Annotated in this window: 24 protein-coding genes and 1 pseudogene; 12 read left to right on the top strand and 13 right to left on the bottom strand. The window is 72.7% G+C overall.

Annotation, left to right across the window (positions count from 1 at the left end):
• From PYR72_RS42885 to PYR72_RS42870, 4 genes are read right to left on the bottom strand one after another with little or no spacing between them, the layout of a single operon-like run.
• Window positions 1-768 carry an SDR family NAD(P)-dependent oxidoreductase gene (locus PYR72_RS42885; RefSeq protein ID WP_275453773.1) on the bottom strand — a complete coding sequence of 256 codons (768 nt, stop codon included), beginning with the start codon at window positions 766-768 and terminating at the stop codon, window positions 1-3.
• A 38-nt stretch (window positions 769-806) separates the two neighbouring features.
• The gene (locus PYR72_RS42880) at window positions 807-1,811 is read right to left on the bottom strand and encodes a transketolase C-terminal domain-containing protein (protein ID WP_275453774.1); all 1,005 of its coding nucleotides are present in this window, start codon (window positions 1,809-1,811) and stop codon (window positions 807-809) included.
• The gene (locus PYR72_RS42875; protein WP_275453775.1) at window positions 1,808-2,698 is read right to left on the bottom strand and encodes a transketolase; all 891 of its coding nucleotides are present in this window, start codon (window positions 2,696-2,698) and stop codon (window positions 1,808-1,810) included. Before PYR72_RS42875 ends, PYR72_RS42880 begins: the two co-directional genes overlap by 4 nt.
• Window positions 2,699-2,718: 20 nt before the next feature.
• Entirely contained in the window at window positions 2,719-4,068 is a 1,350-nt protein-coding gene (locus tag PYR72_RS42870) for an MFS transporter (protein ID WP_275453776.1), read from the bottom strand.
• Between the two features lie 164 nt (window positions 4,069-4,232).
• Between PYR72_RS42870 and PYR72_RS42865 the strand changes: the two genes are divergently transcribed.
• Window positions 4,233-4,946 (top strand): GntR family transcriptional regulator, encoded by a 714-nt coding sequence (locus tag PYR72_RS42865; RefSeq protein ID WP_275453777.1) that lies wholly within the window; start codon window positions 4,233-4,235, stop codon window positions 4,944-4,946.
• 549 nt (window positions 4,947-5,495) lie between these two features.
• Here the strand turns inward: PYR72_RS42865 and PYR72_RS42860 are convergent.
• The 3 genes and pseudogenes from PYR72_RS42860 to PYR72_RS42850 form a co-directional block, all read right to left on the bottom strand.
• Window positions 5,496-6,326 carry a universal stress protein gene (locus PYR72_RS42860; RefSeq protein ID WP_275453778.1) on the bottom strand — a complete coding sequence of 277 codons (831 nt, stop codon included), beginning with the start codon at window positions 6,324-6,326 and terminating at the stop codon, window positions 5,496-5,498.
• Window positions 6,327-6,632: 306 nt separating this feature from the next.
• Window positions 6,633-7,262 (bottom strand): DoxX family membrane protein, encoded by a 630-nt coding sequence (locus PYR72_RS42855; protein WP_275460299.1) that lies wholly within the window; start codon window positions 7,260-7,262, stop codon window positions 6,633-6,635.
• A gap of 186 nt (window positions 7,263-7,448) precedes the next feature.
• Window positions 7,449-7,569 (bottom strand): annotated as a pseudogene (locus PYR72_RS42850) (pyruvate formate-lyase 1-activating enzyme); the annotation flags it as partial.
• Between the two features lie 404 nt (window positions 7,570-7,973).
• On the opposite strand from PYR72_RS42850, the gene dhaK reads away from it, so the two are divergent.
• From dhaK to dhaM, 3 genes are all read left to right on the top strand, one after another.
• Window positions 7,974-8,966 carry a dihydroxyacetone kinase subunit DhaK gene (gene dhaK / locus PYR72_RS42845; protein ID WP_275460298.1) on the top strand — a complete coding sequence of 331 codons (993 nt, stop codon included), beginning with the start codon at window positions 7,974-7,976 and terminating at the stop codon, window positions 8,964-8,966.
• An 82-nt stretch (window positions 8,967-9,048) separates the two neighbouring features.
• Window positions 9,049-9,666, top strand: coding sequence for a dihydroxyacetone kinase subunit DhaL (dhaL, locus tag PYR72_RS42840; protein ID WP_275460297.1), 618 nt, complete (start codon window positions 9,049-9,051; stop codon window positions 9,664-9,666).
• Window positions 9,659-10,069 carry a dihydroxyacetone kinase phosphoryl donor subunit DhaM gene (gene dhaM / locus PYR72_RS42835; protein ID WP_275460296.1) on the top strand — a complete coding sequence of 137 codons (411 nt, stop codon included), beginning with the start codon at window positions 9,659-9,661 and terminating at the stop codon, window positions 10,067-10,069. The genes dhaL and dhaM overlap by 8 nt, the downstream gene beginning before the upstream one ends.
• A gap of 69 nt (window positions 10,070-10,138) precedes the next feature.
• Here the strand turns inward: dhaM and PYR72_RS42830 are convergent, their stop codons facing one another.
• The gene (locus tag PYR72_RS42830; RefSeq protein WP_275460295.1) at window positions 10,139-10,867 is read right to left on the bottom strand and encodes a glycoside hydrolase family 75 protein; all 729 of its coding nucleotides are present in this window, start codon (window positions 10,865-10,867) and stop codon (window positions 10,139-10,141) included.
• 428 nt (window positions 10,868-11,295) lie between these two features.
• Between PYR72_RS42830 and PYR72_RS42825 the strand changes: the two genes are divergently transcribed.
• Both PYR72_RS42825 and PYR72_RS42820 read left to right on the top strand, forming a co-directional pair.
• Window positions 11,296-12,270, top strand: a complete 975-nt coding sequence (locus PYR72_RS42825; protein WP_275460294.1) for a fibronectin type III domain-containing protein — start codon at window positions 11,296-11,298, stop codon at window positions 12,268-12,270.
• 185 nt (window positions 12,271-12,455) lie between these two features.
• A complete protein-coding gene (locus PYR72_RS42820; protein ID WP_275460293.1) occupies window positions 12,456-13,007 on the top strand; it encodes a hypothetical protein in 552 nt (183 codons plus the stop codon).
• A 10-nt stretch (window positions 13,008-13,017) separates the two neighbouring features.
• Here PYR72_RS42820 and PYR72_RS42815 read toward each other — a convergent pair whose 3' ends face one another.
• From PYR72_RS42815 to PYR72_RS42800, 4 genes are all read right to left on the bottom strand, one after another.
• On the bottom strand, window positions 13,018-13,602 hold the full coding sequence (locus tag PYR72_RS42815; RefSeq protein WP_275460292.1) for a PadR family transcriptional regulator: 585 nt from the start codon (window positions 13,600-13,602) through the stop codon (window positions 13,018-13,020).
• A 58-nt stretch (window positions 13,603-13,660) separates the two neighbouring features.
• Window positions 13,661-15,676 (bottom strand): NADPH-dependent 2,4-dienoyl-CoA reductase, encoded by a 2,016-nt coding sequence (locus PYR72_RS42810; RefSeq protein ID WP_275460291.1) that lies wholly within the window; start codon window positions 15,674-15,676, stop codon window positions 13,661-13,663.
• A 175-nt stretch (window positions 15,677-15,851) separates the two neighbouring features.
• Window positions 15,852-16,628: a putative protein N(5)-glutamine methyltransferase gene (locus PYR72_RS42805; protein ID WP_275460290.1), complete on the bottom strand. Its 777-nt coding sequence runs from the start codon at window positions 16,626-16,628 to the stop codon at window positions 15,852-15,854.
• Window positions 16,629-16,844: 216 nt separating this feature from the next.
• Window positions 16,845-17,585 carry a GNAT family N-acetyltransferase gene (locus tag PYR72_RS42800; protein WP_275460289.1) on the bottom strand — a complete coding sequence of 247 codons (741 nt, stop codon included), beginning with the start codon at window positions 17,583-17,585 and terminating at the stop codon, window positions 16,845-16,847.
• 310 nt (window positions 17,586-17,895) lie between these two features.
• On the opposite strand from PYR72_RS42800, the gene PYR72_RS42795 reads away from it, so the two are divergent.
• From PYR72_RS42795 to PYR72_RS42775, 5 genes are all read left to right on the top strand, one after another.
• Window positions 17,896-18,501, top strand: a complete 606-nt coding sequence (locus PYR72_RS42795) for a sulfite oxidase-like oxidoreductase (RefSeq protein ID WP_275460288.1) — start codon at window positions 17,896-17,898, stop codon at window positions 18,499-18,501.
• 73 nt (window positions 18,502-18,574) lie between these two features.
• Complete coding sequence (locus PYR72_RS42790; RefSeq protein ID WP_275460674.1) at window positions 18,575-19,294, top strand: ferredoxin reductase; 720 nt, start codon at window positions 18,575-18,577, stop codon at window positions 19,292-19,294.
• A gap of 185 nt (window positions 19,295-19,479) precedes the next feature.
• The gene (locus PYR72_RS42785) at window positions 19,480-20,064 is read left to right on the top strand and encodes a hypothetical protein (protein WP_275460287.1); all 585 of its coding nucleotides are present in this window, start codon (window positions 19,480-19,482) and stop codon (window positions 20,062-20,064) included.
• Window positions 20,065-20,190: 126 nt separating this feature from the next.
• A complete protein-coding gene (locus PYR72_RS42780) occupies window positions 20,191-21,159 on the top strand; it encodes an acetylxylan esterase (RefSeq protein ID WP_275460286.1) in 969 nt (322 codons plus the stop codon).
• Window positions 21,160-21,173: 14 nt separating this feature from the next.
• Window positions 21,174-21,596: a nuclear transport factor 2 family protein gene (locus PYR72_RS42775; protein ID WP_275460285.1), complete on the top strand. Its 423-nt coding sequence runs from the start codon at window positions 21,174-21,176 to the stop codon at window positions 21,594-21,596.
• Window positions 21,597-21,878: 282 nt separating this feature from the next.
• Here PYR72_RS42775 and PYR72_RS42770 read toward each other — a convergent pair whose 3' ends face one another.
• Window positions 21,879-22,685, bottom strand: coding sequence for a class I SAM-dependent methyltransferase (locus PYR72_RS42770; protein WP_275460284.1), 807 nt, complete (start codon window positions 22,683-22,685; stop codon window positions 21,879-21,881).
• A 64-nt stretch (window positions 22,686-22,749) separates the two neighbouring features.
• Between PYR72_RS42770 and PYR72_RS42765 the strand changes: the two genes are divergently transcribed.
• Window positions 22,750-24,336, top strand: a complete 1,587-nt coding sequence (locus PYR72_RS42765; protein ID WP_275460283.1) for an alpha-amylase family glycosyl hydrolase — start codon at window positions 22,750-22,752, stop codon at window positions 24,334-24,336.
• Window positions 24,337-24,351: the final 15 nt, after the last annotated feature.

Here is a 24,351-nt window from a genome sequence, read left to right as displayed (position 1 = left end):
TCAATGGATGTGGGAACCGCCGTTGACGTCGTACGTCGCCCCGGTGAGGTAGCCCGACTCAGGGCGCGCGAGGAAGGCGATCACGTCGGCCACGTCCTCGACGCTGCCGATCCGGCGGACCGGAACGTCCGCGATCATGGCCGCCTTGCGCTCCCCGTCCAGTTTGCCCTGTGTGATGTCGGTGTCGATCAGGCCCGGGGCGACGGAGTTGACGGTCACACCGGAAGGACCGAGTTCGCGGGCGAGGGAGCGGGCGAAGCCGAGGAGCGCTGCCTTGGCCGCCGAGTACGCCACTCCCCCGAACACCCCGCCGCCGCGTTCGGCCGAGACGGACGACAGGAATACGATCCGGCCGAAGCCCCGTTCGGCCATCCCCGCCGCCACACGGTGCGTGACCAGGAAGCTGCCGCGGACGTTGACGTCGAAGATCCTGTCCCACTCCGTGGATGTCACGTCGAGGAAGCGGGTCGGGGAGGTGATCCCCGCGTTGTTCACCAGGACACCGACCGGCGGCAGCGCCGCCTCCGTCTGCGCCAGCGCGGCGCCGACCGCGTCGGCGTCGCAGACGTCCGCCGCCACGCCCAGGGCCTCCACCCCGTGCTGGGCGGCAACCTCCCGGGCGGCCTCCTGGGCGGCCTCCTTGTCGAGATCGAGTACGGCGATGTGGTATCCGGATGCGGCGAGCGCGTGCGCGGTGGCGCGCCCGATGCCGCGACGGGAGCCGGCACCGGTGATGACGGCGGTGCGGGAGATGTGATCAACGGACATACGGTTCTCCTGAGGGTGGGAAGGTCGGTGGTCTGGGGTCAGAGGGCGTGCCTCACCCGCTCCTTGATCGCTGCGACCGAGAGTCCGTAGCGGTCGTGGAGTGTGGGCAGTGCTCCCGCGGCGAGGAACTCGTCCGGCAGCCCGATCGGGACGATGCCCGCCGTCTGCCGGGCGAAGGCCAGGCAGGAGGCGACGGACTCGGCGAGACCTCCGACGACGCTGTGGTTCTCGAGCGTCACCACGAGACGTCCCTTTGCCGCCTCCCGCAGCACGGTCTCGCGGTCGAAGGGCTTGATCGTCGGTACGTGGAGGACGGCGACGTCGACATGGTCGGCCGCGAGTTCCTCGGCAACGGTCAGTGCCCGTACCGTCATCAGACCCGTGGAGATGAACAACACATCGCGTCCGTCGCGTAGTTGTGCCGCCTTGCCGACTTCGAACCGGTAGTCGTACTCGTCCAGGACCGTGGGTACGGCCCCGCGCAGCAGCCGCATGTAGGTGGGGCCCGGGTGGGCGGCCAGCGCCGGAACGGCCTGTTCGATGTCGACGGAGTCCGCGGGGTCCACGATCGTCAGTCCGGGCATGCCGCGCAGGATGGCGAGGTCCTCGGTCGCCTGGTGGCTCGGTCCGTAGCCGGTGGTCAGGCCGGGCAGGGCGCCCACGACGTTGACGTTCAGCTGTGGCTCGGCGATGTCGAGGCAGAGGAAGTCGTAGGCGCGGCGGGTGGCGAAGACGGGATAGGTGGAGGCGAACGGGGTCAGGCCCACCTCGGCCAGTCCCGCAGCCGCGCCCAGCATCACCTGTTCCGCCATGCCCATCTGGAAGAAGCGTCCGGGGTGGGCCTCCCGGAAGACGTGCATGTCGGTGTACTTGGCCAGGTCCGCGGAGAGACCGACCACGTCCGGGCGTTCGTCGGCGAGGCGAGCGAGTGCGCGGCCGAAGGGCGCCTTGGTGGTGCGCTGCCCCTCCTCGGCGATCGAGGCGATCATCGCGGACGTGGTCAGCTTGCGCCCTGGGGCCCTGGACGGCACGAAGGTGCTCATCGAACGGTTTCCTCTCCCTCGGCGGCTGTGTGGTGCTGCTCCGTCAACTGGTCACGGGCGAGCTGCCATTCGTGTTCCTCGACTCGCATGAAGTGCGCCTTCTCCCGGCTCTCCAGCATCGGCACGCCACATCCGATCCGGGTGTCACAGATGACCACGGCTGGTGAACCACGGTGCCCGCGCAGGCTGTCGAAGGCCCCGACGAGCGCCTCGATGTCGTTGCCGTCCACCCGGACCGCGTGCCAGCCGAACGCCTCCCACTTGGCCGTGACCGGCTCGGTGCGCAGCACGCCCTTGGTGGGGCCGTCCGCCTGGAGGGCGTTGACGTCGACGAGGGCGGTGACGTTGTCCAGACCGTGGTGTGCGCAGGCGAGCGCCGCCTCCCAGGTGGAGCCCTCGTCCAGTTCACCGTCGGAGAGCAGGTTGTAGACACGTGCGTCGCTGCCCTGGTGGCGCAGGCCGAGCGCCATGCCGGTGGCGACGCCCAGGCCGTGGCCGAGGGAACCGCCGGAGATCTCCATGCCGGGCGTGTAGGAGGCCATGCCCGACATGGGCAGGCGCGAATCGTCGCTTCCGTAGGTGGCGAGTTCCGCGACGTCCAGCACACCGGCCTCCGCGAGCGCCGCGTACAGGGCGATCGCGTAGTGGCCGATCGACAGCAGGAACCTGTCGCGCTGCTGCCAGTCCGGTTCGTCCGCACGGAAGTCGAGGACGTCCTTGTAGACGACGGCCAGAAGGTCGGCCACGCCCAGCGCCTGTCCGATGTAGCCCTGGCCCTGGGTCTCCCCCATGTCCAGCGCGTGCCTGCGGATACGGTGGGCGGAGTCACGCAGGGCTTGGATGCGCCGGGTGGACGACACCCTTGTTTCGGATGCCTGAGTGGACATCACATCGATCCTCTTCTCTGTCAGCGAGCGGTGGGCAGTGCGGGTTCGGCGGTCGCGGTCATGGCGTGGTCGGCCGCTCGGCGCTCCTCGGCACCCCATGTCTCGCGCGTCATGAAGGTCGCCAGGAGTCCCAGAAACCCGTAGCAGCTGAAGAGAACAGCGGGCCCCACCCATCCGGTGACGGAGTAGAGCGCGGTGGCGATCATGGGGGTGAATCCGGAGACCACTGCGGAGAGTTGGTAGGCCAAGGACGTTCCCGCGGTACGGGTCCTGGTGTCGAAGAGCTCGCAGAACCAGGCCCCTTGAACGCCGGCGAGGCAGTTCTGGCAGATGGCATAGCTGATCACGAAGGCGATCAGGACGAATGCGGCGGTCTCCGTGTTGACCAGCAGGAAGAGCGGGACACCCCAGAGCACGCTGACCGCGCAGCCCAGGAGGTAGACGGGACGACGGCCGACCCGGTCCGACAGACGGGCCCAGAGCACGGTGGCCGCTATGCCGAGCGCGGCCGCGGTGACCAGGGCGGTGAGGGTGGTGGTGCTCGTGACGTCGGGGGCGTCGCCGTCGCCCAGGTAGGACAGCACGAAGGTGACGGAGACGGCGTACCCGGCGGTCTCCGTGATGCGCAGGCAGAAAGCCCGCAGGACGTTGCGCCAGTCCTCCCGCACGACTTCGAGCAGCGGATTCCTGACGACCTCGCCGGACTCCTTGAGCGCTTCGAACTCGGGCGACTCCTCGATCTTCAGCCGGATGAAGATGCCGACCGCGATCAGGACGGCACTGAGCAGGAACGGCACGCGCCAGACCCAGGTGCCGTCCAGGGTGTGCCGACTGAACAGGAAGGCGAGGTTGGCGAGCAGCAGCCCGACCGGGAAACCCGCCTGGGTGATGCCCGTGTACAGGCCACGCCGTCGCCACGGGGCGTGCTCGAAGGTCATCAGGATGGCGCCGCCCCACTCGGCGCCGAAGGCGAGTCCCTGTATGACCCGGACGACCACCAGCAGGATCGGCGCCCAGATCCCGACCGTCTGATAGGTGGGCAGGCACCCGATCAGCACGGTCGCGATGCCCATCAGCAGCAGGGATCCGACCAGCACAGGCTTGCGACCGACACGGTCCCCGAGATGACCGGCCACGATGCCGCCCAGCGGCCGTGCCGCGAAGCCGATGCCCAGGGTCGCGAACGACAGCAGGGTGGCTGAGAGCGGGTCGGAGTCGGGGAAGAACACATCGCCGAAGTAGAGCGCCGCCGCGGTTCCGAAGCCGATGAAGTCGTACGTCTCGATGGTCGCGCCGACTCCGCATCCCACGGCGACCCGCAGCCGCTCGGGCGACCCCTCGGCCGACGGCGGCGCTTTGGACTCAGCCATACCGGTCCTCCTTGACCGTAGGCGAAACTGTTGTCTGTCGACTGTTAACAGTCGAGAGTCGATGCTGAGTCCGACGGCGAGAGCTGTCAACCCATGCGGCGAGATCGGCCAGGAAAGTGCTGACTGTCAACAGACAACACCGATGCGGGTTACTCTGATCACTCGTGGACTTCAAGGAGGGTTCGACCGTGTCCGGTCAGGCGCTGCCCAGTCTCACCCGCTCGACCACCCTTCGGGAGCGCGCGCTCGTGGCGCTGCGGACGGCGATCATCACGGGCCAGTACCGCCCCGGCGACCACCTCGGCGAGGTGGAGATCGCCGAGCACCTGTCGGTGAGCCGGGGCACGGTACGGGAAGCCCTCCGCCACCTCCAGCAGGAAGGGCTCGTCACACCCGGCGCACGCGGCATGCTGCGGGTCTCCCGGCTCACGCCGACCGAGGTCCGGGAGCTCTTCCAGGTCCGGGAGGCGCTGGAGGGCCTGGCGCTGACGCAGATCATCGCCTCACCGCGCAGAAGCGAAGCGGCCGACGCGCTCCGCCAGGCCCTGACGAGGCTCCACGACGCCTTCGCGTCGGGCGCGGACCTGGCGGCGAAGGTCGAGGCCGATCTCGGCTTCCACCTCCTGCTGTGCGAGCTGTCGGGCAATTCGGTGCTTCTCAAGACCTGGCGGCAGCTTGAGGGTCCGATGCGCGTGGTGATCATGAGCGCGGCCGGCGAACGCCGCGAATCGGCCATGTCCGCGACGGCCCATGAGCCCATCGCCGACGCGATCGCCCGCGGAGACGCCGCGGCCGCCCAGCGGATTCTGCACACCCACATGACGTCGGCGATCGAACAGTTGGGCATCGAGCCAGAAGGCGCGCGCAAGACCGCCTGATTCCGACGGTCGATCGCGCCGGGGCCGGCGATGCGATACCGGACCCGGGAAGGGGCCTACGCCCCGCTCCTCCTGTCCGGTTACCAGCGGCTGACCGGCACCCGGTTGTGTCCCTCGGAAGCCGAGGTGACCCGGTTCACCGGCCCTACGAGGAAGCGCCGTTCGGAACGCTCGCACACGACGCGAGCGCGGACCCCATGTTCGTGACCCGAACAGAACCGCCCAGGCAGTGCTGCGCACTCTCCTGGCCGGCACCTGGGCCTGGGCCGACCAGCCGCACACCCCCATCGAAGCCACGCAGGCCCTAACCGGCGCGATGCCGAGCGCCCCGGCGACTGGACGCCCGCGCAGCGGCACTTCCGTGACGGGCACACCGAAACCTGGTGGGCCGCCGACGCCCCGGTCCGGGTGGGGATGCGAGCCCTGGACGGAGCGCCGAGTTCGACAGCCGGCCGAGGGCGGCGCCGTGCGGCCGGACCAGGGCGTCCGGGGCCCCACCACCTTCCCCCGGGAGCAGGCATCCTTGGTCCCCCGGACCGGTACGTGCGGTCATGCGGCGGGGACGACGACCACCGGGCAGTGCGCGCGGTGCAGCAGGACCGGAGCCACCGCTGTCCGGTGCGGCGCGACGGCGGATGTGCGGCGGTGTGAACCGACGACCACCAGACCGGCCTCGCGGGTGGATTCCACCAACGCCTCCGGGGCGCTCGTCCGTACCGTGACGGCCTCCACCGGAACATCGGCGTACCGCTCCCGCAACGCGGCGAGGGCGAAGCGCGGAACGGCCTCCTCGACCTGTTCGTACGAGGTGGCCGGGTCCGGTCGTCGGCACTCCGTGCTCACCGGCGGTGGCAGTGCGGGTGTGACGTGGCGGTGGGACCAGGAGTGCAGGACACGCAGCCGGGTGCCTCGGCGGCGGGCCTCCTCGAAGGCGTAGACCGCGGCCCGCTCGTCCCTGTCGTCCTCCAGGCCCAGCACCACCTCACGCCCCCCGTCGCACGGATGGTCGCCGCGCACGACGAGCAGCGGACCGCGCACATGCCGGGCCAGCCGCAGACTGACGGAACCGAGGAACAGGCCGGCGGTGCGGCCCATGCTCCGGGTGCCGACCACGGTGAGGACCGCGTCGGCGCTCTCGCGCGCCAGCGCCCCCACGGCTCCGCCTTCGGCCGCGACGGCTCGTACGGGGAGGCCTGGGTGCCGCCCCCGGACGCGCGAGAGGGCGGCCTGCAGGATCGGTGCGGCCTCGTCGCGGTCCGGCACGGCGTACACCAGGCGCAGCCCGACGCCACGCCGGACCGCTTCCCCGGCGGCCCAGTCCAGGGCCCTGGTGGAGGAGAGGGTGCCGTCCACCCCGACGACGACTGGCTTGTGAGTCATGGCTCCGCTTCCCTTTCGACAGGCTGTGACCGGGGAGCACCGGGCGGTGGCCCCCTCACGAGGCTGGCCGTGTCCCGCCTCCCCGGGGAGGAGCCGGGAGAACCCCGTGTCGTGCCGAACGGCCCCTGCCCTCAGGGCCGTTCGGGCCGTGGCGCCGCGACGGTGCGGCTCTCACGGGAGCCGTCCATGCCGACGGTGACGGTGCGGTTCATGAACTCCGCCTTGTGGGGGCGGAATACTGATCGGAGGGTTCGCGCGAGGGCTCTGGGTGCGGGCCCGCCGTCGGGCCCGCCGCCTCCCCCGCGGTCAACGCAGCCAGGGGCTGCGGCGCACCAGCGGAAGTCCGGCCCAGAACCTGCCCAGGCCCAGGGTGCCGCCGGCGGCCGTGGCGGCGAACACGACCAGGACGACGGCGTAGACGAGGTGGTACTCCGCGAACGGATTCGTCGACATGCTCGGCGAGCCGTCCGACAGGTGCCGCGCGGGCGGCCATTCGGCGATCCACATCAGCGCCATCATCACGGTGCCGGCGACGGCCGCGAGCCGCAGCGCCACTCCGGCGGCGAGGGCCAGCCCGATGCCGAGCAGCCCCAGCATGAACAGCCAGTCCGCCCAGGTGTCTCCCGCCCAGGAGTGGAAGGTGGACTCCATCGGCCCGACGGCCACGGAGCCGAGGAAGCCGCGCGTCGGCGAGCCGCCGTCGATCCAGCCCTTGCCGGACGGGGTGGCGTAGCCGAGACCGAAGGTCTTGTCGAGGAAGGCCCACAGGAAGACGAACCCGGTGAGCAGACGCAGGGACGCGAGGGCGTAGGCCGCCACCGCGTGCGTGCCGGTCGCCGCCGCGAGGGTGGGCACTGCAGACGAGGCGGCCCGCCTCCCCCGGAAGGACGGCAGGTGGAGGCCGGGCCTCCGGTGAGGGTTCTCGTGCACGGCCATGATGGACTTCCCTTCGAAAACGGAGGGGACGTGGTGTGATGCCTTCACCCTCGTCGCGTCCGCCGCGCCGCGCCGGATGCCGAAGGTCCGTGACTCCAGGGCTGAACGTCCCTGTCCGCAAGCCCTGTTGGACGACGGCTCGCTCCCGGGCGGCGTGGCTGGTCACGGACCGCGCCGCAGCCGTGATCAGTGGGCGCGCACGCCGTGCGTCCTGAATCGTTCACGGATCCGTTTCGGTGAGGTCGGCGTCCGGGCAGGGGGTGTCGCGGAGCGGGAACGGCAGTCCCAGGGCCTCGTACTTGGCGGCCGGTCGAGGCGGGTGGCGAAGTTCAGGGTATGCAGCCCCGGTGAAGTGCTCCGCGATCAGTGGACGCACTGGTCGATGCCGGCCTCCAGAAGGTGCACGGTGAACGTGAAAGACGTGTACTGCAATCGGTCCCTGGCACGCCTATGAACGCTCGGGCACGTGACCTTCGCTGCTGCAAGGTCGATACTTCCAGGAGGGGCGCCCCCCGGCATCCGCTCGACCGCTGCGGATACCTGGCGGCCCGTCATCAGAGTCAGCATCAAGTCAGCACCAGTACCGCCAGAGCTCACCCACGACCGCCACCGACCGCCACCGACCGCCAAGATCAACAATTGACCGAACCCGCACTGACCAGCAAAGACGCTGGTTATCGGCTCGTCTGATAATGCCTACAGGAGGCACCAGTGAAGATGCTCATCAACGTCGCGGAGAGCGTGGTCGCCGACGCGTTGCGAGGCATGGCGGCCGCGCACCCGGAGTTGACCGTGGACGTGGAGAACCGGGTGGTGGTGCGGCGGGACGCGCCGGTGGCCGGGAAGGTGGGGCTGGTTTCCGGGGGCGGCTCGGGACACGAACCGTTGCACGGTGGTTTCGTGGGGCCGGGGATGCTGTCGGCGGCCTGTCCCGGTGAGGTGTTCACCTCACCCGTGCCGGACCAGATGGTGCGCGCGGCGGCCGCCGTGGACAGCGGGGCCGGAGTGCTGTTCATCGTGAAGAACTACACCGGCGACGTCCTCAACTTCGACATGGCGGCCGAACTCGCCGAGGACGAGGGCATCCGGATCGCCAAGGTGCTCGTCGACGACGACGTGGCCGTCACCGACAGCCTCTACACCGCCGGGCGGCGCGGCACGGGCGCGACCCTGTTCGTGGAGAAGATCGCGGGGGCCGCCGCCGAGGAGGGGCAGCCGTTGGAGCGGGTCGAGGCGCTGGCCCGGCAGGTCAACGAGAACTCCCGCAGCTTCGGGGTGGCCCTCAGCGCCTGCTCCACCCCGGCCAAGGGCAGCCCCACCTTCGATCTCCCCGCCGGGGAGCTGGAGTTGGGCGTGGGCATCCACGGCGAGCCGGGACGCGAGCGGCGCGCGATGATGACCTCGCGCGAGATCGCCGACTTCGCGGTGAACGCGATCCTCGACGACATGACCCCCCGCAACCCGGTACTGCTGCTGGTCAACGGCATGGGTGCCACTCCGCTGCTGGAGCTGTACGGCTTCAACGCCGAGGTGCAGCGCGTGCTCGTCGAACGCGGGGTGCCCGTGGCCCGCACCCTCGTCGGCAACTACGTCACCTCGCTCGACATGGCCGGCGCCTCGGTGACGCTGTGCCAGGTCGACGAGGAGCTGCTGCGGCTGTACGACGCGCCGGTGCGGACACCGGGGCTGCGCTGGGGCGTGTGAGGGAACGCGCGGCCGCCGGCCCGGGCGGCGGCGGCCCCATGCCTCAGCGTCAGTCAACTCACGTACCACGCAAGGAGATTCCGTGCTCGACGCCGACTTCTTCCGCCGTTGGATGACGGCCACCGCGGCCTCGGTGGACCGTGAGGCCGAACGGCTCACGGCGCTCGACTCGCCGATCGGGGACGCCGACCACGGCAGCAACCTGCGCCGCGGGTTCACCGCCGTGGTGGCCGTCCTGGAGAAGGACGCGCCGGACACGCCGGGCGCCGTCCTCGTGCTCGCCGGGCGGCAGCTGATCTCGACCGTCGGCGGCGCCTCCGGCCCGCTGTACGGCACCCTGCTGCGCCGCACCGGCAAGGCACTGGGCGAGGCGGGCGAGGTCAGCGAGGCCCAGCTGGCGGACGCGCTGCGGGCCGGGGTCGACGCGGTGCGGGCGCTGGGCGGCGCCGCGCCGGGCGACAAGACCATGGTCGACGCGCTGGTCCCGGCGGTCGACGCGCTCGCCGAGTCGTTCGGCGCGGCACGCTCCGCCGCCGAGGCGGGGGCGGTGGCGACCACACCGTTGCAGGCCCGCAAGGGCCGGGCCAGCTATCTGGGTGAGCGGAGCATCGGCCATCAGGACCCCGGTGCCACGTCCGCCGCGCTGCTGATCGCCGCGCTCGCCGCCACGGCCGGCACCCCGGAGGCCACCGATGTCTGACTCCGGGCCGGTCGGCATCGTGCTGGTGTCGCACAGCGCCGCCGTCGCCGCCTCGGTCGCCGAACTGGCGCAAGGGCTGGCCGGGGCGGGGGCCGACGTGCCGGTCGCGCCGGCCGGCGGCACCGAGGACGGCGGCCTGGGCACCAGCGCCGAGCGCATCTCCGCGGCGGCCGCCTCCGTCGACCGGGGCTCGGGGGTCGCGGTCCTCGTCGATCTCGGGAGCGCGGTCCTCACCGTGCAGGCCCTGCTCGCCGAGGGCGACGAACTTCCCGCGGACACCCTGTTGGTCGACGCCCCGTTCGTGGAGGGCGCGGTCGCCGCGGTCGTGACGGCCTCGACGGGGGCGGACCTCGCGGCGGTGGCGGCCGCGGCCTCGGAGGCGTACACGTACCGGAAGCAGTGAACCTGCGGGGAAGCCGGCACGTGGCCCGGGGCCCGTCACCGCTCGGTGGCAGGCCCCGGGCCGTGCCGGTCAGCTCGCGGCCCCGCCCCGCATCGCCGCGCCCCTGCGCGGCGCCGGCTCTCCGACCCACGCCCGCGCCAGCTTCTCCCCCAGCCTGACCGCGGCGGCGTGGTCCTCGATCGGGGCGACCCTGGAGTCCTCGAAGAGGATGTAGGTGACGCCGGACGCGGTGCCGCCGGTGCGCGGGTCGGGCCGGATGCCGAGGGCCTTCGCCGTGGCGTACGAGGCCTCGCCGATGATGTTCTGGGGCCCGGTGTCGCCGACGACGGCGTACTGGACGCGGTCCTTGTACACGACGGCGGCGACCGAACCGCCCCTGATGCCGTGGACCCGGTGGTCCCAGATCCGGCTCGCGACGGGAACGACCACGAAGGGCAGGCTCTCGGAGCGCAGGTACCGGCCGTCGGACTGGAGGAACGACGTGGTGGGCTGGAACCACGGATCGGTGTCGCTGTTGCAGTGCGGGCTCGGCCGGCCGTCGCAGTCGATGTCCATGTCGGCCTTCCAGAACACCGCGCCGTCGACACCGCACACCGGGATGGCGGCCGGGGTGCCCGCGTCGCTGCTGTAGAGCCCCTCGGACACCCGGACGCAGCCGCGCGCCTTGGCCAGCAGCCGGGCGGCGGTCACCTCGCCCTCCCGGTGCACGGGACGCTGCGGGTGGGCCAGGGCGGGCAGGGCGACGGGAGCCAGCAGTACGGCGCCGACGGCGGCCAGCGTCAACGAGCGGAGACGCACGATGAGGACCCTCTCCTGGGGGACATGACGGACACCCACCCAAAGGTGGTGGGGTGCGGAGAGGTCGGCCACCGGGAGGGGGCCGGACGGATCACGGCGCGCCGTGCACGGGTGCGCGTCCGAGGGCCAGGGCCCCGGTTCGGCCCCGGCCGCTCGGCCGCTCTCGTCGGCGCGGGATCGGCGACGACAGCGGCCCGCGCCGTACGACGCGAACATGCCTGGAAATCACGCGAGTTCACGCCGTGTCAGGTGACCAGCATACGTATCCGTCCGCCGTGCCGTGCACCGCGCCGCCGTCGAGCGAGAGGACGCGGGCGACGGTCGGGCCCACTCCGTACCCGCCTCTTGATGTGACCGCGTCAGTCATGCCATACATGAGGCAGGTACAGACCAATCCCGTCGCGGCTCGACGACCGAGGGGCAGGATCGTGCGACGCTTCGGCTCACTGCTCCGCGGCTCACTGCTCTCCGGCGCGCTGCTGGTCGTGTCGGGCTGCGCGATCGAGGAGGCACCCGGTCGGCGCCCGCCGCCGGCCCCGGCCGGCGTCACCGCCGAGGCGGGCAGCGCCACCAGCGTGCACGTCATGTGGAACCGGGCGCCCGGCGACGCGCGAGTCGCCGGGTACGTGGTGTACCGGGGCCGCACCCAGGTGAAGGACGTGCCGGGCGGCGCGCACATGGCCGACATCACCCGGCTGCGGCCCTCCACCGGGTACGTGTTCACGGTCCGGGCCCGCGACGCCGCCGGGAACCTGGGCCCGCCCAGTGCGGAGGTCCGGGCCACGACGCCCGCCGCCGGGACGGCGGACCGGCGCTCCCCCACCCGTCCGGGGCACCTCGACGGCACGGCGGTCGGGAGCAGGGCGGTCCAGCTGTCCTGGGGACCGTCGACGGACGACCGCGCCGTGGTGTCGTACGACATCCTCCAGGGCGGTTCGAAGATCCACAGCGTGGGCGGGCAGCAGACGGCGGCCGTGGTCACGGGCCTGCGGCCCGGAACCCGGTACTCCTTCACCGTGCGGGCGCGGGACGCGGCGGACAACCTCTCCCCCGTGAGCCGGACGGTACGGCTCCGCACGGCGCCCGGGGCGGACGACGGGCGGGGCACCGCGCCCACCGGGTTCCGCGCGGGCACCCGCCGGGCCGACGGCGCGTACTCCATCGAGCTGTCGTGGCGGCCGCCGCGCGTCGACGGGGTGATCACGGAGTACGAGATCCAGCTCGACGGACGCCCGGCGACCACACTCGTCTGGGGCGGGACCCCGCCCCGGGGCCGGGCCACCCACAGTTTCTACGCGGGCCGGGAGTCCGGAGTGTCGTACCGGGTGCGGATCCGCGCGAAACTCCCGGACGGGACCTGGGGCGGCTTCTCGCCCGAGCGGACGGTGACCACCGGCGGCTGAGCCGGGCCCACCGCCACCGGGCCGGCGCGTGGGGTCCCCCGCTCGGCGCAACGCGTCACCTGCCCGGGGGCCGTCCGGGTGCGGACCGGGCGGGCGGCGCGTTGGCTCACCCTGAGGCAGCACGGGTCTCCCGATCCTCGGCGGCGCAAGGGACGTGCCGTCACCGTGCCGCTGGAGGGCAGACCATGCGTACGTCTCAGCTACTCCTTCGCTTCGGCCCGGCCGCGGCCGCCGCGGTGCTGCCGATCGCCCTGGCCACGCCGTCGGCCGCCGCCGCGCCCACCGGCATCTCGGTGAGCACCACCGGATCGTCGGTCACCGTCACCACCGACGACTGCCCGAACAGCACCAACGGCACCTTCGGTACCGCCTCGCTGCTCTCCAGCGGGCAGGCGAACTTCTCCCAGGGGCGCCAGGCGACCCTCACCGGCACGAGCGACAATCAGGCCGCCTCCTGGGCGAACGTGGGGCCGGGCACCTACACCGTGATCGCGGTGTGCAAGGACGGGACCACGGCGGGAACCCAGTCCGTCATCGTCACCGCCGCCACCCCCGCGATCTCCACCCCCGCCGTCTCCGCGCCGGCCTCGCCCGCACGGGGCGTGATGGGCGGCGTCGGCGGCGCGACCCGCGAGTACGGCACCGTCACCCTCGTCGGCGGTGGCGCGCTGGTGGCCCTGGGCACGGGCGCCACCGTCTGGTACCTGCGCCGCCGGGCCAAGCCGCACCGCCTGTGACCCCCGCCGGCTAGGCGCGCCCCGCGCCGTCACCGTCCCCGTCACCGTCGCCGACGGCCTCCGGCAAGGTCTCGAACTCCTCCAGGGCGTCGCTCAGCCACTGGGTCCAGAAGGTCTGCAGGTCGATGCCCGCCCGCAGGATCAGATGCTGCAGCCGGTCCTGGGTCGTGTCCCGGCCGGGCCCGAAGTCCCGCTTCTCGATCTCCTCGTACTCCGCCAACTGCCGCTGATGCAGCACGAGATGGCGCCGCAGATCGTCCTGGAGACCGGCCGTTCCGACCACGGCCGCCGCACGCAGCCGGACGAAGAGCGCGTCACGCCAAGGCTTGGGGTCCTGGGGCGCGGCGGTCCAGCGGGCCAGTTCCTCGCGGCCCGCCGGCAGGACCTCGTAGCTCTTCTTCTGTCCTCGGGCGGGCCGTTCGGAGGGCAGGGCCCGGATGTGGCCCTCGCCCTCCAGCCGTCCCAGCTCACGGTAGATCTGCTGGTGCGTCGCCGACCAGAAGTAGCCGATCGACCGGTCGAACCGCCGGGTCAGCTCAAGGCCCGACGACGGCTTCTCGAGCAGGGCGGTGAGGATCGCGTGCGGGAGTGACATGGGCTCATCCTAGGAAGGCCCGGGGTGCGCGACCCTCCCGCGCACCCCGGGCAGAGGGCTACAGCGCCGCCGCCACCTCGGTCCCCTGAAGGATCGCCCGCTTGGCATCCAGTTCGGCCGCCACGTCGGCACCGCCGACGAGGTGCGCGGAGCGCCCGGCCGCCACCAGGTCGTCGTACAGGTCGCGGCACGGGTCCTGACCGGTGCACAGGACGACCGTGTCGACCTCCAGCACCTGGCGGACGCCGTCGACGGTGACATGCAGGCCGGCGTCGTCGATCAGGTCGTACCGGACGCCGGGGACCATGGTGACGCCTCGGTGCTTCAGCTCGGTGCGGTGGATCCAGCCGGTGGTCTTGCCGAGTCCGGCGCCGACCTTGGAGGTCTTGCGCTGGAGGAGGTGCACCGAGCGCGGCGGGGCGGGCCGCTCGGGCGCGGCGAGGCCGCCGGGGGCGCGGTAGTCCATGTCGACGCCCCACTGCCGGAAGTACGCGGCCGGGTCCTCGCTCGTCTTCTCCCCGCCGTCGGTCAGGTACTCGGCGACGTCGAAGCCGATTCCGCCGGCGCCGAGGATGGCCACCCGGTCACCGACCGTGACGGCGTCGCGCAGGACGTCGAGGTAGCCGACGACCTTGGGGTGGTCGACGCCGGGCAGTTCGGGGGTGCGGGGGGTGACCCCGGTGGCGACGACGACCTCGTCGTAGGCCGTGAGGTCGTCGGCGGCGACCCGGGTGTCGAGGCGTACGTCGACGCCGTGGGTGTCGAGCTGGTGGCGGAAGTAGCGCAGGGTCTCGTCGAACTCCTGCTTGCCGGGGACCTTGCGGGCCACGTTGAGCTGGCCGCCGATCTCGCTCGCGGCGTCGAACAGCGTGACCTCGTGGCCGCGTTCGGCCGCGCTCACGGCGCAGGCGAGGCCGGCCGGGCCCGCCCCGACGACGGCGACCCGCTTGCGCAGCCGGGTCGGGGAGAGGACGAGTTCCGTCTCGTGGCAGGCGCGCGGGTTGACCAGGCAGGAGGTGATCCTCCCGCTGAAGGTGTGGTCGAGGCATGCCTGGTTGCAGCCGATGCAGGTGTTGATGGCCTCGGAGCGGCCCTCGCGGGCCTTGTTGACGAAGTCGGGGTCGGCGAGCATCGGGCGGGCCATGGACACCATGTCGGCGTGCCCGTCCGCGAGCAACTCCTCGGCCAGTTCCGGGGTGTTGATGCGGTTGGTGGTGACGAGCGGGACGGAGACCTCGCCCATCAGCTTCTTGGTCACCCAGGTGTACGCGCCCCGCGGCACCGAGGTGGCGATGGTGGGGATACGGGCCTCGTGCCAGCCGATGCCCGTGTTGATGAGGGTCGCCCCGGCCGCCTCGACGGCCTTCGCCAGCGTGACCACCTCCTCGAAGCTGGAGCCGCCGGGCACGAGGTCCAGCATCGACAGCCGGTAGACGACGATGAAGTCCTCGCCGACCGCCTCGCGCACCCGGCGCACGATCTCCACGGGGAAACGCATCCGGTTCTCGTAGGAGCCGCCCCAGCGGTCGTCGCGGTGGTTGGTCCCGGCGGCGATGAACTCGTTGATCAGATAGCCCTCGGAGCCCATGATCTCGACGCCGTCGTACCCGGCGCGGCGGGCGAGGCGGGCCGCGTTCGCGTAGTCGTCGATCGTCTGCTCGACCTCGGCGTCGGTGAGCGCGTGCGGGACGAACGGGCTGATCGGGGCCTGCAGGGCGCTCGGGGCGACCAGGTCGCGGTGGTAGGCGTACCGCCCGAAGTGCAGGATCTGCATCGCGATCCGGCCGCCCTCGCGGTGGACGGCGTCGGTGATCAGGCGGTGCTCGTCCACCTCGGCGTCGGTGGTGAGCTTGGCGCCGCCCTCGGCGGGCCGGCCGGCCTCGTTGGGCGCGATGCCGCCGGTGACGATGAGGCCCACTCCCCCGCGGGCCCGGGCCGCGTAGAACTCGGCCATGCGCTCGAATCCGCGTTCGGCCTCCTCCAGTCCCACGTGCATGGAGCCCATGAGGACCCGGTTGGGGAGCGTGGTGAAGCCCAGGTCGAGCGGGCTCAGCAGGTGCGGGTAACGGCTCATGGGGCCCCTCCGTGCGTGGCGTCGTCAGCACGGTTGTAGACGACGCCACGCCGTTTGTGCAACTAGTTGCACAAGGGGTGAGGGCAAGGCCACATCCTGCGCGGGGGCCCGGCAGGGTCCCGCACGGGAGCCCGGGCAGGGCCCTGCGGTGTCCGAGGGTGCGGCCCCGCGTGTCTCAGGGGCGGGTGCCGAGCACCACGTGGGCGTACATCTCCCGCGAGACGGCGGTGCGCGCGGTGAGACCGGCCCGCTGGAACGCGTCGAGGGCGAGCGGCGCCTGGCGCTCGCTCGTCTCGGCGAGCAGACAGCCGCCCGGGGCGAGCCACGCGGGGGCCTCGGCGGCGACCCTGCGCAGGACGTCGAGGCCGTCCGCGCCCCCGTCCAGGGCGACCAGGGGTTCGTGGTCGCGGGCCTCACCCGGCAGGAACGGGACCTCACCGGTAGGGACGTAGGGGACGTTCGCCGCCAGGATGTCGACGCGGCCCCGCAGGCGGTCGGGCAGCGCCGCGAAGAGGTCGCCCTCGTGGACATGGCCGCCGTGCGGGGCGATGTTGCGGCCGGCGCAACGGACCGCCGCCGGGTCGATGTCGGCGGCGTGGAGTTCGGCGCCGTCGAGCCGCGCGGCCAGTGCGGCGCCCACCGCGCCGGAGCCGCAGCACAGGTCGACGAGGACCGAGGCACCGGGGACGGCGGCGAGGGCCCGCTCGACGAGGAACTCGGTGCGGCGGCGGGGCACGAAGACGCCGGGTTCCACGGTGATGCGCAGCCCCGCGAACTCGGCCCAGCCGAGGACGAGTTCGAGGGGAAGGCCGCCGACCCGGCGGTCGACCATGGCGGCGGCCTCGCCCGCGGTACGGGCGGTGGCGAGGATCAACTCCGCCTCGTCCTCGGCGAAGACGCAGCCGGCGGCGCGCAGGGACGTGACGACGGAGGAGATCGAGAGAAGTGGCATGACAGCCGAGAGCCTTTCGGTGGGCCGAAGGGCGCTCCCGCGGTGGCCTATCGGCGAGGCACCGCGCCGCGTTGGGGGGAGAGCACCCGACCTGACACAGCGGTAATGGGTCTCACCTCCTCGGTCCACGTGCTGACTGGCCCGGCAACCCTACCCCATGGCCGCGCCCGGACCCTGAGGGCACGAGCGCCACGCCGCAGGCCCGCCGAGGCCGCGCTACACCCCCACGCGCTCCTCCCCCACGGCCGGCACCCTGGCCGCCATGAAGCGGGTGGTGCGGCGCAGACGGAAGCCGAGGGACTCGTACAGGCGGATGGCGTCGGTGTTGGTCGCGGAGGTGTGGAGGAAGGGGGTCTCGCCGCGTTCACGGATGCCGTGCGCGACGGCCAGGACGAGGCGGGTGGCGAGGCCCGCGCCACGGAAGGCGGGGTCGGTGCAGACGGCGCTGATCTCGGTCCAGCCCGGCGGGTGCAGGCGCTCGCCGGCCATCGCGACCAGCGCGCCGCCGCGGCGGATGCCGAGATAGGTGCCCATCTCGACGGTGCGGGGCAGGAAGGGGCCCGGCTGGGTGCGTTCGACGAGGTCGAGCATCTCGGGCACGTCGGCGGCGCCGAGCGGCACGGCCTCGGCGTCCGGGGCGGCGGCGATCCCGTCGTCGACGAGCTGCACGCCCGCGAGGTCGAAGGTCACCTCCCAGTCGGCGGGGAAGCCCCCGGTGTAGGCCGGGACCGGGACCTCGGCGCCGGGGCCGGCCAGTGCGGCGAGGTCGGCCCAGTCCCGCGCGTCCGGCGCGTCGGGGAGGGCCAGCCACGGCGACACGTCGAGCGGATAGCGCAGCACCCGGCCGCGCCGCTCGGCGAAGTGGGCGTGCGGTCCGGTGAGGGAGGCGAGGGCGGGGTTGTCCAGGACGTGCGGCACGGCACCCGCACCCTGACTGCCGCTCGTGTACTCGGACATGCGCTCTCCACTCTGTATCGGTTCGACCCTGTATCGGTTCGACGTTCGGTCACGAAACCGGTCCGGCCCGATCGTCGGACACGGCCCGATCCGCCGGGATCCGGGCCGGTCCGCTGTCACCGGGGGTACCGGCGGCCGGATCCGGTCGGTACCGGCTGAAGACGGCAAGGGAGATCGCCGAGCCGCTATTCCCGGGCCGCCGAAGAGTTCATACGGCCGCAACGATCGCCGCCTGCCCCCGGGCCCGAGCACCCGCCCCGGACACGTACGGTTGTATGACTCAGCATTCACCCTCGTCACGTGGGACCCCATGAACGTCACCCGAGGCTTCACCGGACGCCCCCGCGTCCACCATCCCGGACTGCCGCCCGGCCAGTACGACGCCGGCGACGACTGGCCCGTGCTGTCCGCCGAGGTCACCCCGGACCTCACGCCCGCCGACTGGACCTTCCGGATCGACGGCCTGGTGGCGGAGCCGCGCACCTGGGACTGGGACGAGGCGCACGCGCTGCCCGCGTCGGCGTACGAGGGCGACATCCACTGCGTGACGAGCTGGTCGAAATTCGGCGTGCGGTTCGCGGGCGTCTCGCTCGACGCGTTCCTGGACGCCGTCCGGCCCGACACGTCGGCCACCCACGCGGTCGCGTACGCGCACAGCGGCTACACCACGAACCTCCCGCTCGCCGATCTCACCGGCGGACGGGCCTGGATCGCGTGGGAGTACGACGGCAAGCCGCTGCCCGCCGAGCACGGCGGCCCGGCACGGCTGCTGGTGCCGCACCTGTACTTCTGGAAGAGCGCCAAGTGGATCGCGGGCCTGCGGCTCCTCGACCACGACGAGCCCGGCTTCTGGGAGCAGAACGGCTATCACGCGCGGGGCAACCCGTGGGAGGAGCAGCGGTACTCCGGTGACTGAGACGACGACGGACACGCGCACGCCGGCCACCCCGCCGCCGGAGCCGGCCTTCGCTCCGCCCACGCGGTTCGCCGTGCCCGGCCGGATCGCCGTGAGCAACCGGGCCGCGTCCCTGTGGCAGCGGGCGACGCTCACGGAGATCCGGCGCGAGACGGCGGCGGCGGCCACGTTCCGGTTCGCGGTGCCCGGGTGGGAGGGGCATCTGCCGGGGCAGCACCTGATGCTGCGGCTGACCGCCGCCGACGGCTACACCGCGCAGCGCCACTACTCGCTGGCGTCACCGCCGGACGACAGCGGGCACATCGAGCTGACCCTGGACCACGTCGAGGGCGGCGAGGTCTCCGGGTGGTTCCACACCGAGGCCCGGCCCGGCGACGAGGTCGAGGTGCGGGGCCCGCTCAGCGGCTTCTTCGCCTGGCCCGGGGACCGGCCCGCGCTGCTGATCGGCGCCGGTTCCGGCGTCGTACCGCTGATGTCGATGATCCGCCACCACCGGGCGCGCGGGCTCGACGTCCCGCTGCGGCTGCTGGTGTCCGCGCGCGGGCCCGAGGAGCTGATCTACGCGGCCGAGTACGGCACGGAGACGACGGCGGTGTTCACCCGCCGGGCGCCCGAGGGGGTGCCGGTGGGACGGCTGTCGGCGGCCCAGGTGGCGCCGCTGCTCGCCGAGCGGCCGACGGACGGCTGGGAGGCCTACGTGTGCGGCTCCAACGCGTTCGCCGAACACACCTCACGGCTGCTGGTCGAGGCCGGACAGCCCGTGGACCGCATCCGCATCGAGCGGTTCGGCTGACCTTCGGCCGACCTCGGGCGACCGGGTCCCGTCCGCACGGCCGGGTCCCGGTCCCACGGAGCCGCATCTCCATCATTTATGCCGCAAACCATGCCATCACGCTCTCTTTCGGGTACACCGGAAGTGCGGACCAGTCCAGACCGGGGTTCTCGTACACGAGGACCGGACCGGCGAGGGAGGGCGAGATGCGAGGCCAGGTGTTCGGGTGGCGGTGGCGGGCCAATCCGCTGCGCCGGCGCTCGGACGTCGTCGAGGCGTGGACCGTCCTGTGTGTGGTCCTGCTCCTCGCCCTCGGCGCCCCGGCCGCCGGAGTGCTGGTGGGCCGGTGGGCCCACGCGGACGCGCGGGCCCAGGCGACGGCCGAGCGGGCCGCGCTCGACCGGGTGAGTGCCGTGATCGTCGAGAAGGCCCCCGCCTCGGTGCCCTCGGCGCACGACGACAAGCAGCCCACGTACTGGGTGCGGGCGCGCTGGACCGAGCCCGACGGCGGCTCCCGCACCGGCGAGGCACGGGTGCCGGCCGGGACCGATCGGGGTGACCGCGCCGACGTCTGGCTGGACGACGCGGGCCGCAGCGTCCGGCCGCCCCCGAACGACACGGCCGTCTGGCAGCACGCGGTCGCCATGGGCACCTGCGCCACCGGCGGCGTCGTCTGCGTCGTCCTGCTCGGGCACGTGGTCGTCCGCCGGGTCGCCATCCGGCATCGCCTGGCCGAATGGGAGCGTGAGTGGGCGCGGACGGGCCCCGACTGGGGCCACCACTGGGCGTGACGGCGGCACCCGGGCCGGGACCGGCCGCCGGGCCGTCGCGGGTCCGCCGAGACCCTCTTGGCGGCCCGCGGCGCCGCACGTACGGTGTGATCATCCGCACCTCAGACTCACAAGGTGGTCTTCTTCATGGCCCTGTTCGACCTGCCGTTGGACGAGCTCCGTGGTTATCGAAGCGCTTCAACGGAGCCGGAGGACTTCGACGCCTTCTGGGCCAAGACACTCCAGGAGGCCCGCGAGCACGACCTCGACGCCCGGTTCGAGCCGGTCGAGACCCACCTGAAGACGATCGAGGTGTACGACGTCACCTTCTCCGGGTTCGGCGGGCACCCCGTCAAGGGCTGGCTGGCCCTCCCGGCCGGAGACGGCGAACCGCTGCCCACGGTCGTGGAGTTCATCGGTTACGGCGGCGGCCGCGGTCTGCCCCACACCCATCTCCTGTGGGCGTCGGCGGGCTACGCCCACTTCGTCATGGACACCCGGGGCCAGGGCAGCGCCTGGGGCGGAGGCGGGGACACCCCCGACCCGGTGGCCGGCGCCCCCGCCTTCCCCGGCTTCATGACCCGGGGCATCGACGCCCCCGAGAACTACTACTACCGCCGGGTCTACACCGACGCCGTCCGCGCGGTCGAGGCCGCCCGCGCGCATCCGCGCACCGACGCGGCGCGCACGGCCGTCGCCGGTTCCAGCCAGGGCGGCGGCATCTCCATCGCCGTCGGCGGACTCGTCCCCGACCTGGTCGCGGTCGCGCCCGACGTGCCCTTCCTGTGCGACTTCCCGCGCTCCACGACGATCACCGACCGCGACCCGTACCGCGAGATCGGCAAGTACCTCAAGACCCACCGCGGCCGTACCGAGCAGGTCGGGCGCACCCTGGCCTACTTCGACGGCGTGCACTTCGCCGCGCGCGGCCGGGCCGCCGCCCTGTTCTCGGCGGCCCTGGAGGACCAGACCTGCCCGCCGTCCACGGTCTTCGCGGCCTTCAACGCCTGGGCCGAGGCGAACAAGCGCATCGAGGTCTACGACTTCAACGACCACGAGGGCGGCGGCCCCTACCAGGAGGCGGTCAAGCTGCGCTGGCTGGCCTCCCACCTCTGAGGGAGGCGGACGGCATGGACACGGTGGAGGCCGCCCGGCGGTTCGTGGGCGTGTGGCAGCGGGCGTGGGCCGCGCATGACGTCGAGGCGATCCTGGAGTTGTACGCGCCGGACTGCGTCCACCGGTCGATGCCGTTCCGGGAGCCGCACCGGGGCCGCGACGCACTCGCCGAGTACCTGCGCTGGTCCTTCACCGGCGAGCGGGTGGACGACGTGCGCTTCTCGGACCCGGTGGTCGGCCGGGACGGTGTGGCCGTCGCCGAGTTCCGGGTGCTGTCCGAGGTCGACCAGGAGCCGCAGACCCTCGCCGGATGCGTCTTCGTGCGGTTCGACGCGGCCGGTCTGGCCGTGGAGACCCGGGACTACTGGCACCTGGTCCCGACGCACACGGAGCCCTCCCGGCCGATGTTCCTGTCGCGGACCCCGCGGGGCGGGTGAGGCTCGTTCCGTCGCACGGGCGGAAGGGTGCCGCCTCCTGACGCCGGGCGGCCGTCGGCCCCGCACGGGACCGGCCCGGTCGCGCTCCCGTGATCGCGCGCGGCCGGGCCGACGGCCGACCGTCGGGCCCGGCACCGGCGCTCCGGCCCGCGCGCAGGGCGCGGACGAGGACGGCCCCGGTCGACGAGGGCGGCCTCCGTCGACGAGGGCGGCGCGGAAGGCGTTGACGCCGAGTCGGGCCACCGGGCCGGCTCGTCCGGGCGCTGCGGCACGCCCGGCCGGTCACCCCTTGCGGGTGGCCACGACCATCCGGCAGCGCGGGCTGCCGTCGGCCCGCCGTCCGAACTCGGGCAGGGCGTACAACTCCACCTCGAAGCCCGCGCGTTCCAGCTCCTCCCGTACGACGCCGAGCCGGAACGGCCGGTAGTACATGACGAACGGGGGCCGCCACAGGGCGTTGCGCACCCGCATCGCCGTGTCGAAGCCCAGCGCCGCCCAGTACCAGGGCGAGCGGGGCGGGGCGGGCGCCGGCAGCGGGAACGCGAAGCGCCCGCCGGGCCGCAGCACGGAGCGCACCTCGGAGAACAGCCCCGGCAGCTCCCGCGGCAGGAAGTGCCCGAACGCGCCGAAGCTGACGGCCAGATCGAAGACGGGGGCGAAGGGCAGCGCCAGGGCGTCACCGCGTACCCAGGCCACACGCGGGGCGTCGGAACCGGGGCCGTTGCCGGAGTCGCCCGGTCGTTCGGCCCCGGCAGAGGCGTCCCGAGGGCCGTCGGGACGGGCGGTCGCGGAGCCCAGCCGCCGCCTCCCCACCGCCAGCATCCCCGCGCTGATGTCGACGCCGGTGACACTCTCCCGGCACACCTCGCGCAGCACCTCCATCCCGGCTCCGGTGCCGCAGCAGAGGTCCAGGCCGTGGGCGAAGGGGCCCAGCGACGACAGGGCGGTCTCGACCGCCTCCAGGATCGGGTCGGGCGTACGGAACGGGGTCTCGTCGAACTTGGGCGCGAGCAGGTCGTAGCCGTGTTCGACGGAGGAGAGCGCCTGGACGGCGAGTTCGCGGAGGCTGGGGCCTTGCGGGGTGAACATCACGTCAGCTTAGGCCCTGGCTCGGGGCAGCGGCGGGCGTGTGCTCTCGCCTATGGTCCGTGACATGACTCCGTTCCGCCCCGCCCCGACCTGGCTGGCCGACGCCGTCTTCTACCAGATCTATCCGCAGTCCTTCGCCGACTCCGACGGGGACGGCATCGGGGACTTCGCCGGAATCGCCGAGCACCTCGACCACCTGTCCTGGCTGGGTGTCGACACCGTCTGGCTGAACCCCTGTTTCGTCTCGCCGTTCCGCGACGCCGGGTACGACGTCGCCGACTATCTGAACGTCGCCCCGCGCTACGGCTCGAACGACGACCTGGCGAGGCTCGTCGACGAGGCGGCCCGCCGGGGCATCCGGATCCTGCTGGACCTCGTCGCCGGCCACACCTCCGTCGACCACCCCTGGTTCCGCGCGTCCGCGAACGACCCTGACGACCACCGCTACATCTGGGCGCCGCACGGCCGTCCCGAAGGCTTCGTGGCCTCCCCGGGCACCCGCCCCGGCGCCTACCTACCGAACTTCTTCGACTCCCAGCCCGCCCTCAACTTCGGCTACGCGCGCGGGAATCCGGCCGAGCCCTGGCGGTTGCCGCCCGACGCCGACGGTCCGCGCGCCAACCGTCACGCGCTCCGCACGATCATGGACCACTGGCTGGGCCTCGGCGTGGCCGGATTCCGCGTGGACATGGCCGCCTCGCTCGTCAAGGACGACCCGGACAGGGCCGAGACCTCCCGCCTCTGGGCAGAACTGCGGCACTGGCTGGACGCCGCCCACCCGGACGCCGTGCTCCTCGCCGAGTGGGGCGAGCCGGAGGTGTCGGTCCCGGCCGGGTTCCACGCCGACTTCTTCCTCCACTTCGGGGGCCCCACCGACGGCCTCGCCCTGCGCTCGCTGTGGAACAACGGCGAGGGCACGGTCCACGAGCACTGGGACCCGCTCGACTGCTTCTTCGACGCGAGCGGCCACGGCTCGCCGCGCCCCTTCGTCGAGGCATGGCGGCAGGCGTCCGCGGCGGTCGGCGACGCGGGCTCGATCGCGCTGCCCACCGCCAACCACGACTTCTCCCGCCTCAACTGCGGCCCCCGCACGGCCGAACAGCTCCCCGCCGCCTTCGTCTTCCAGATGACCTGGCCGACGCTCCCGGCGATCTACTACGGTGACGAGATCGGCATGCGGTACGTCCCGGGTCTGCCCGACAAGGAGGGCAGTGTCCTCGGCCCCCGCTACAACCGCGCGGGCTCCCGTACGCCCATGCAGTGGGACGGCACCGCGAACGCGGGGTTCTCCACCGCCCGCGCCGACCGTCTCTACCTCCCCCTCGACCCCTCCCCCGACCGCCCGGACGTCGCGGCCCAGCGCGCCGACGACACCTCGCTCCTGCATCTCGTGCGCCGCCTGATCGCCCTGCGCCGCCGCTCACCCGAGCTGGGCCCCGGCGGTGCGGTGGAGGTGCTGCACGCGGGGTACCCGTTCGTGTACGTCCGCGGCGGGCGCTACCTGGTGGTCGTCAACCCGCAGGAGCACACGGCGAGTTGGCCGTACGAGCCCGCCGTCCACCGGGCCCTGGAGGTGCTGGGGGTGGAGATCGCGGACGGCACGATCACCGCCCGGGGCTTCGGGTACGGCGTCTTCGAGCTGCGCGGCTGAACACCGGAGCGGCTG

This window comes from Streptomyces sp. VNUA24 (assembly GCF_029167005.1).
Taxonomy (GTDB): Bacteria; Actinomycetota; Actinomycetes; order Streptomycetales; family Streptomycetaceae; genus Streptomyces; species Streptomyces scabiei.
The sequence above is the reverse complement of the archived record's forward strand: the minus strand, read 5'-3'. Positions and strand labels throughout refer to the sequence as shown.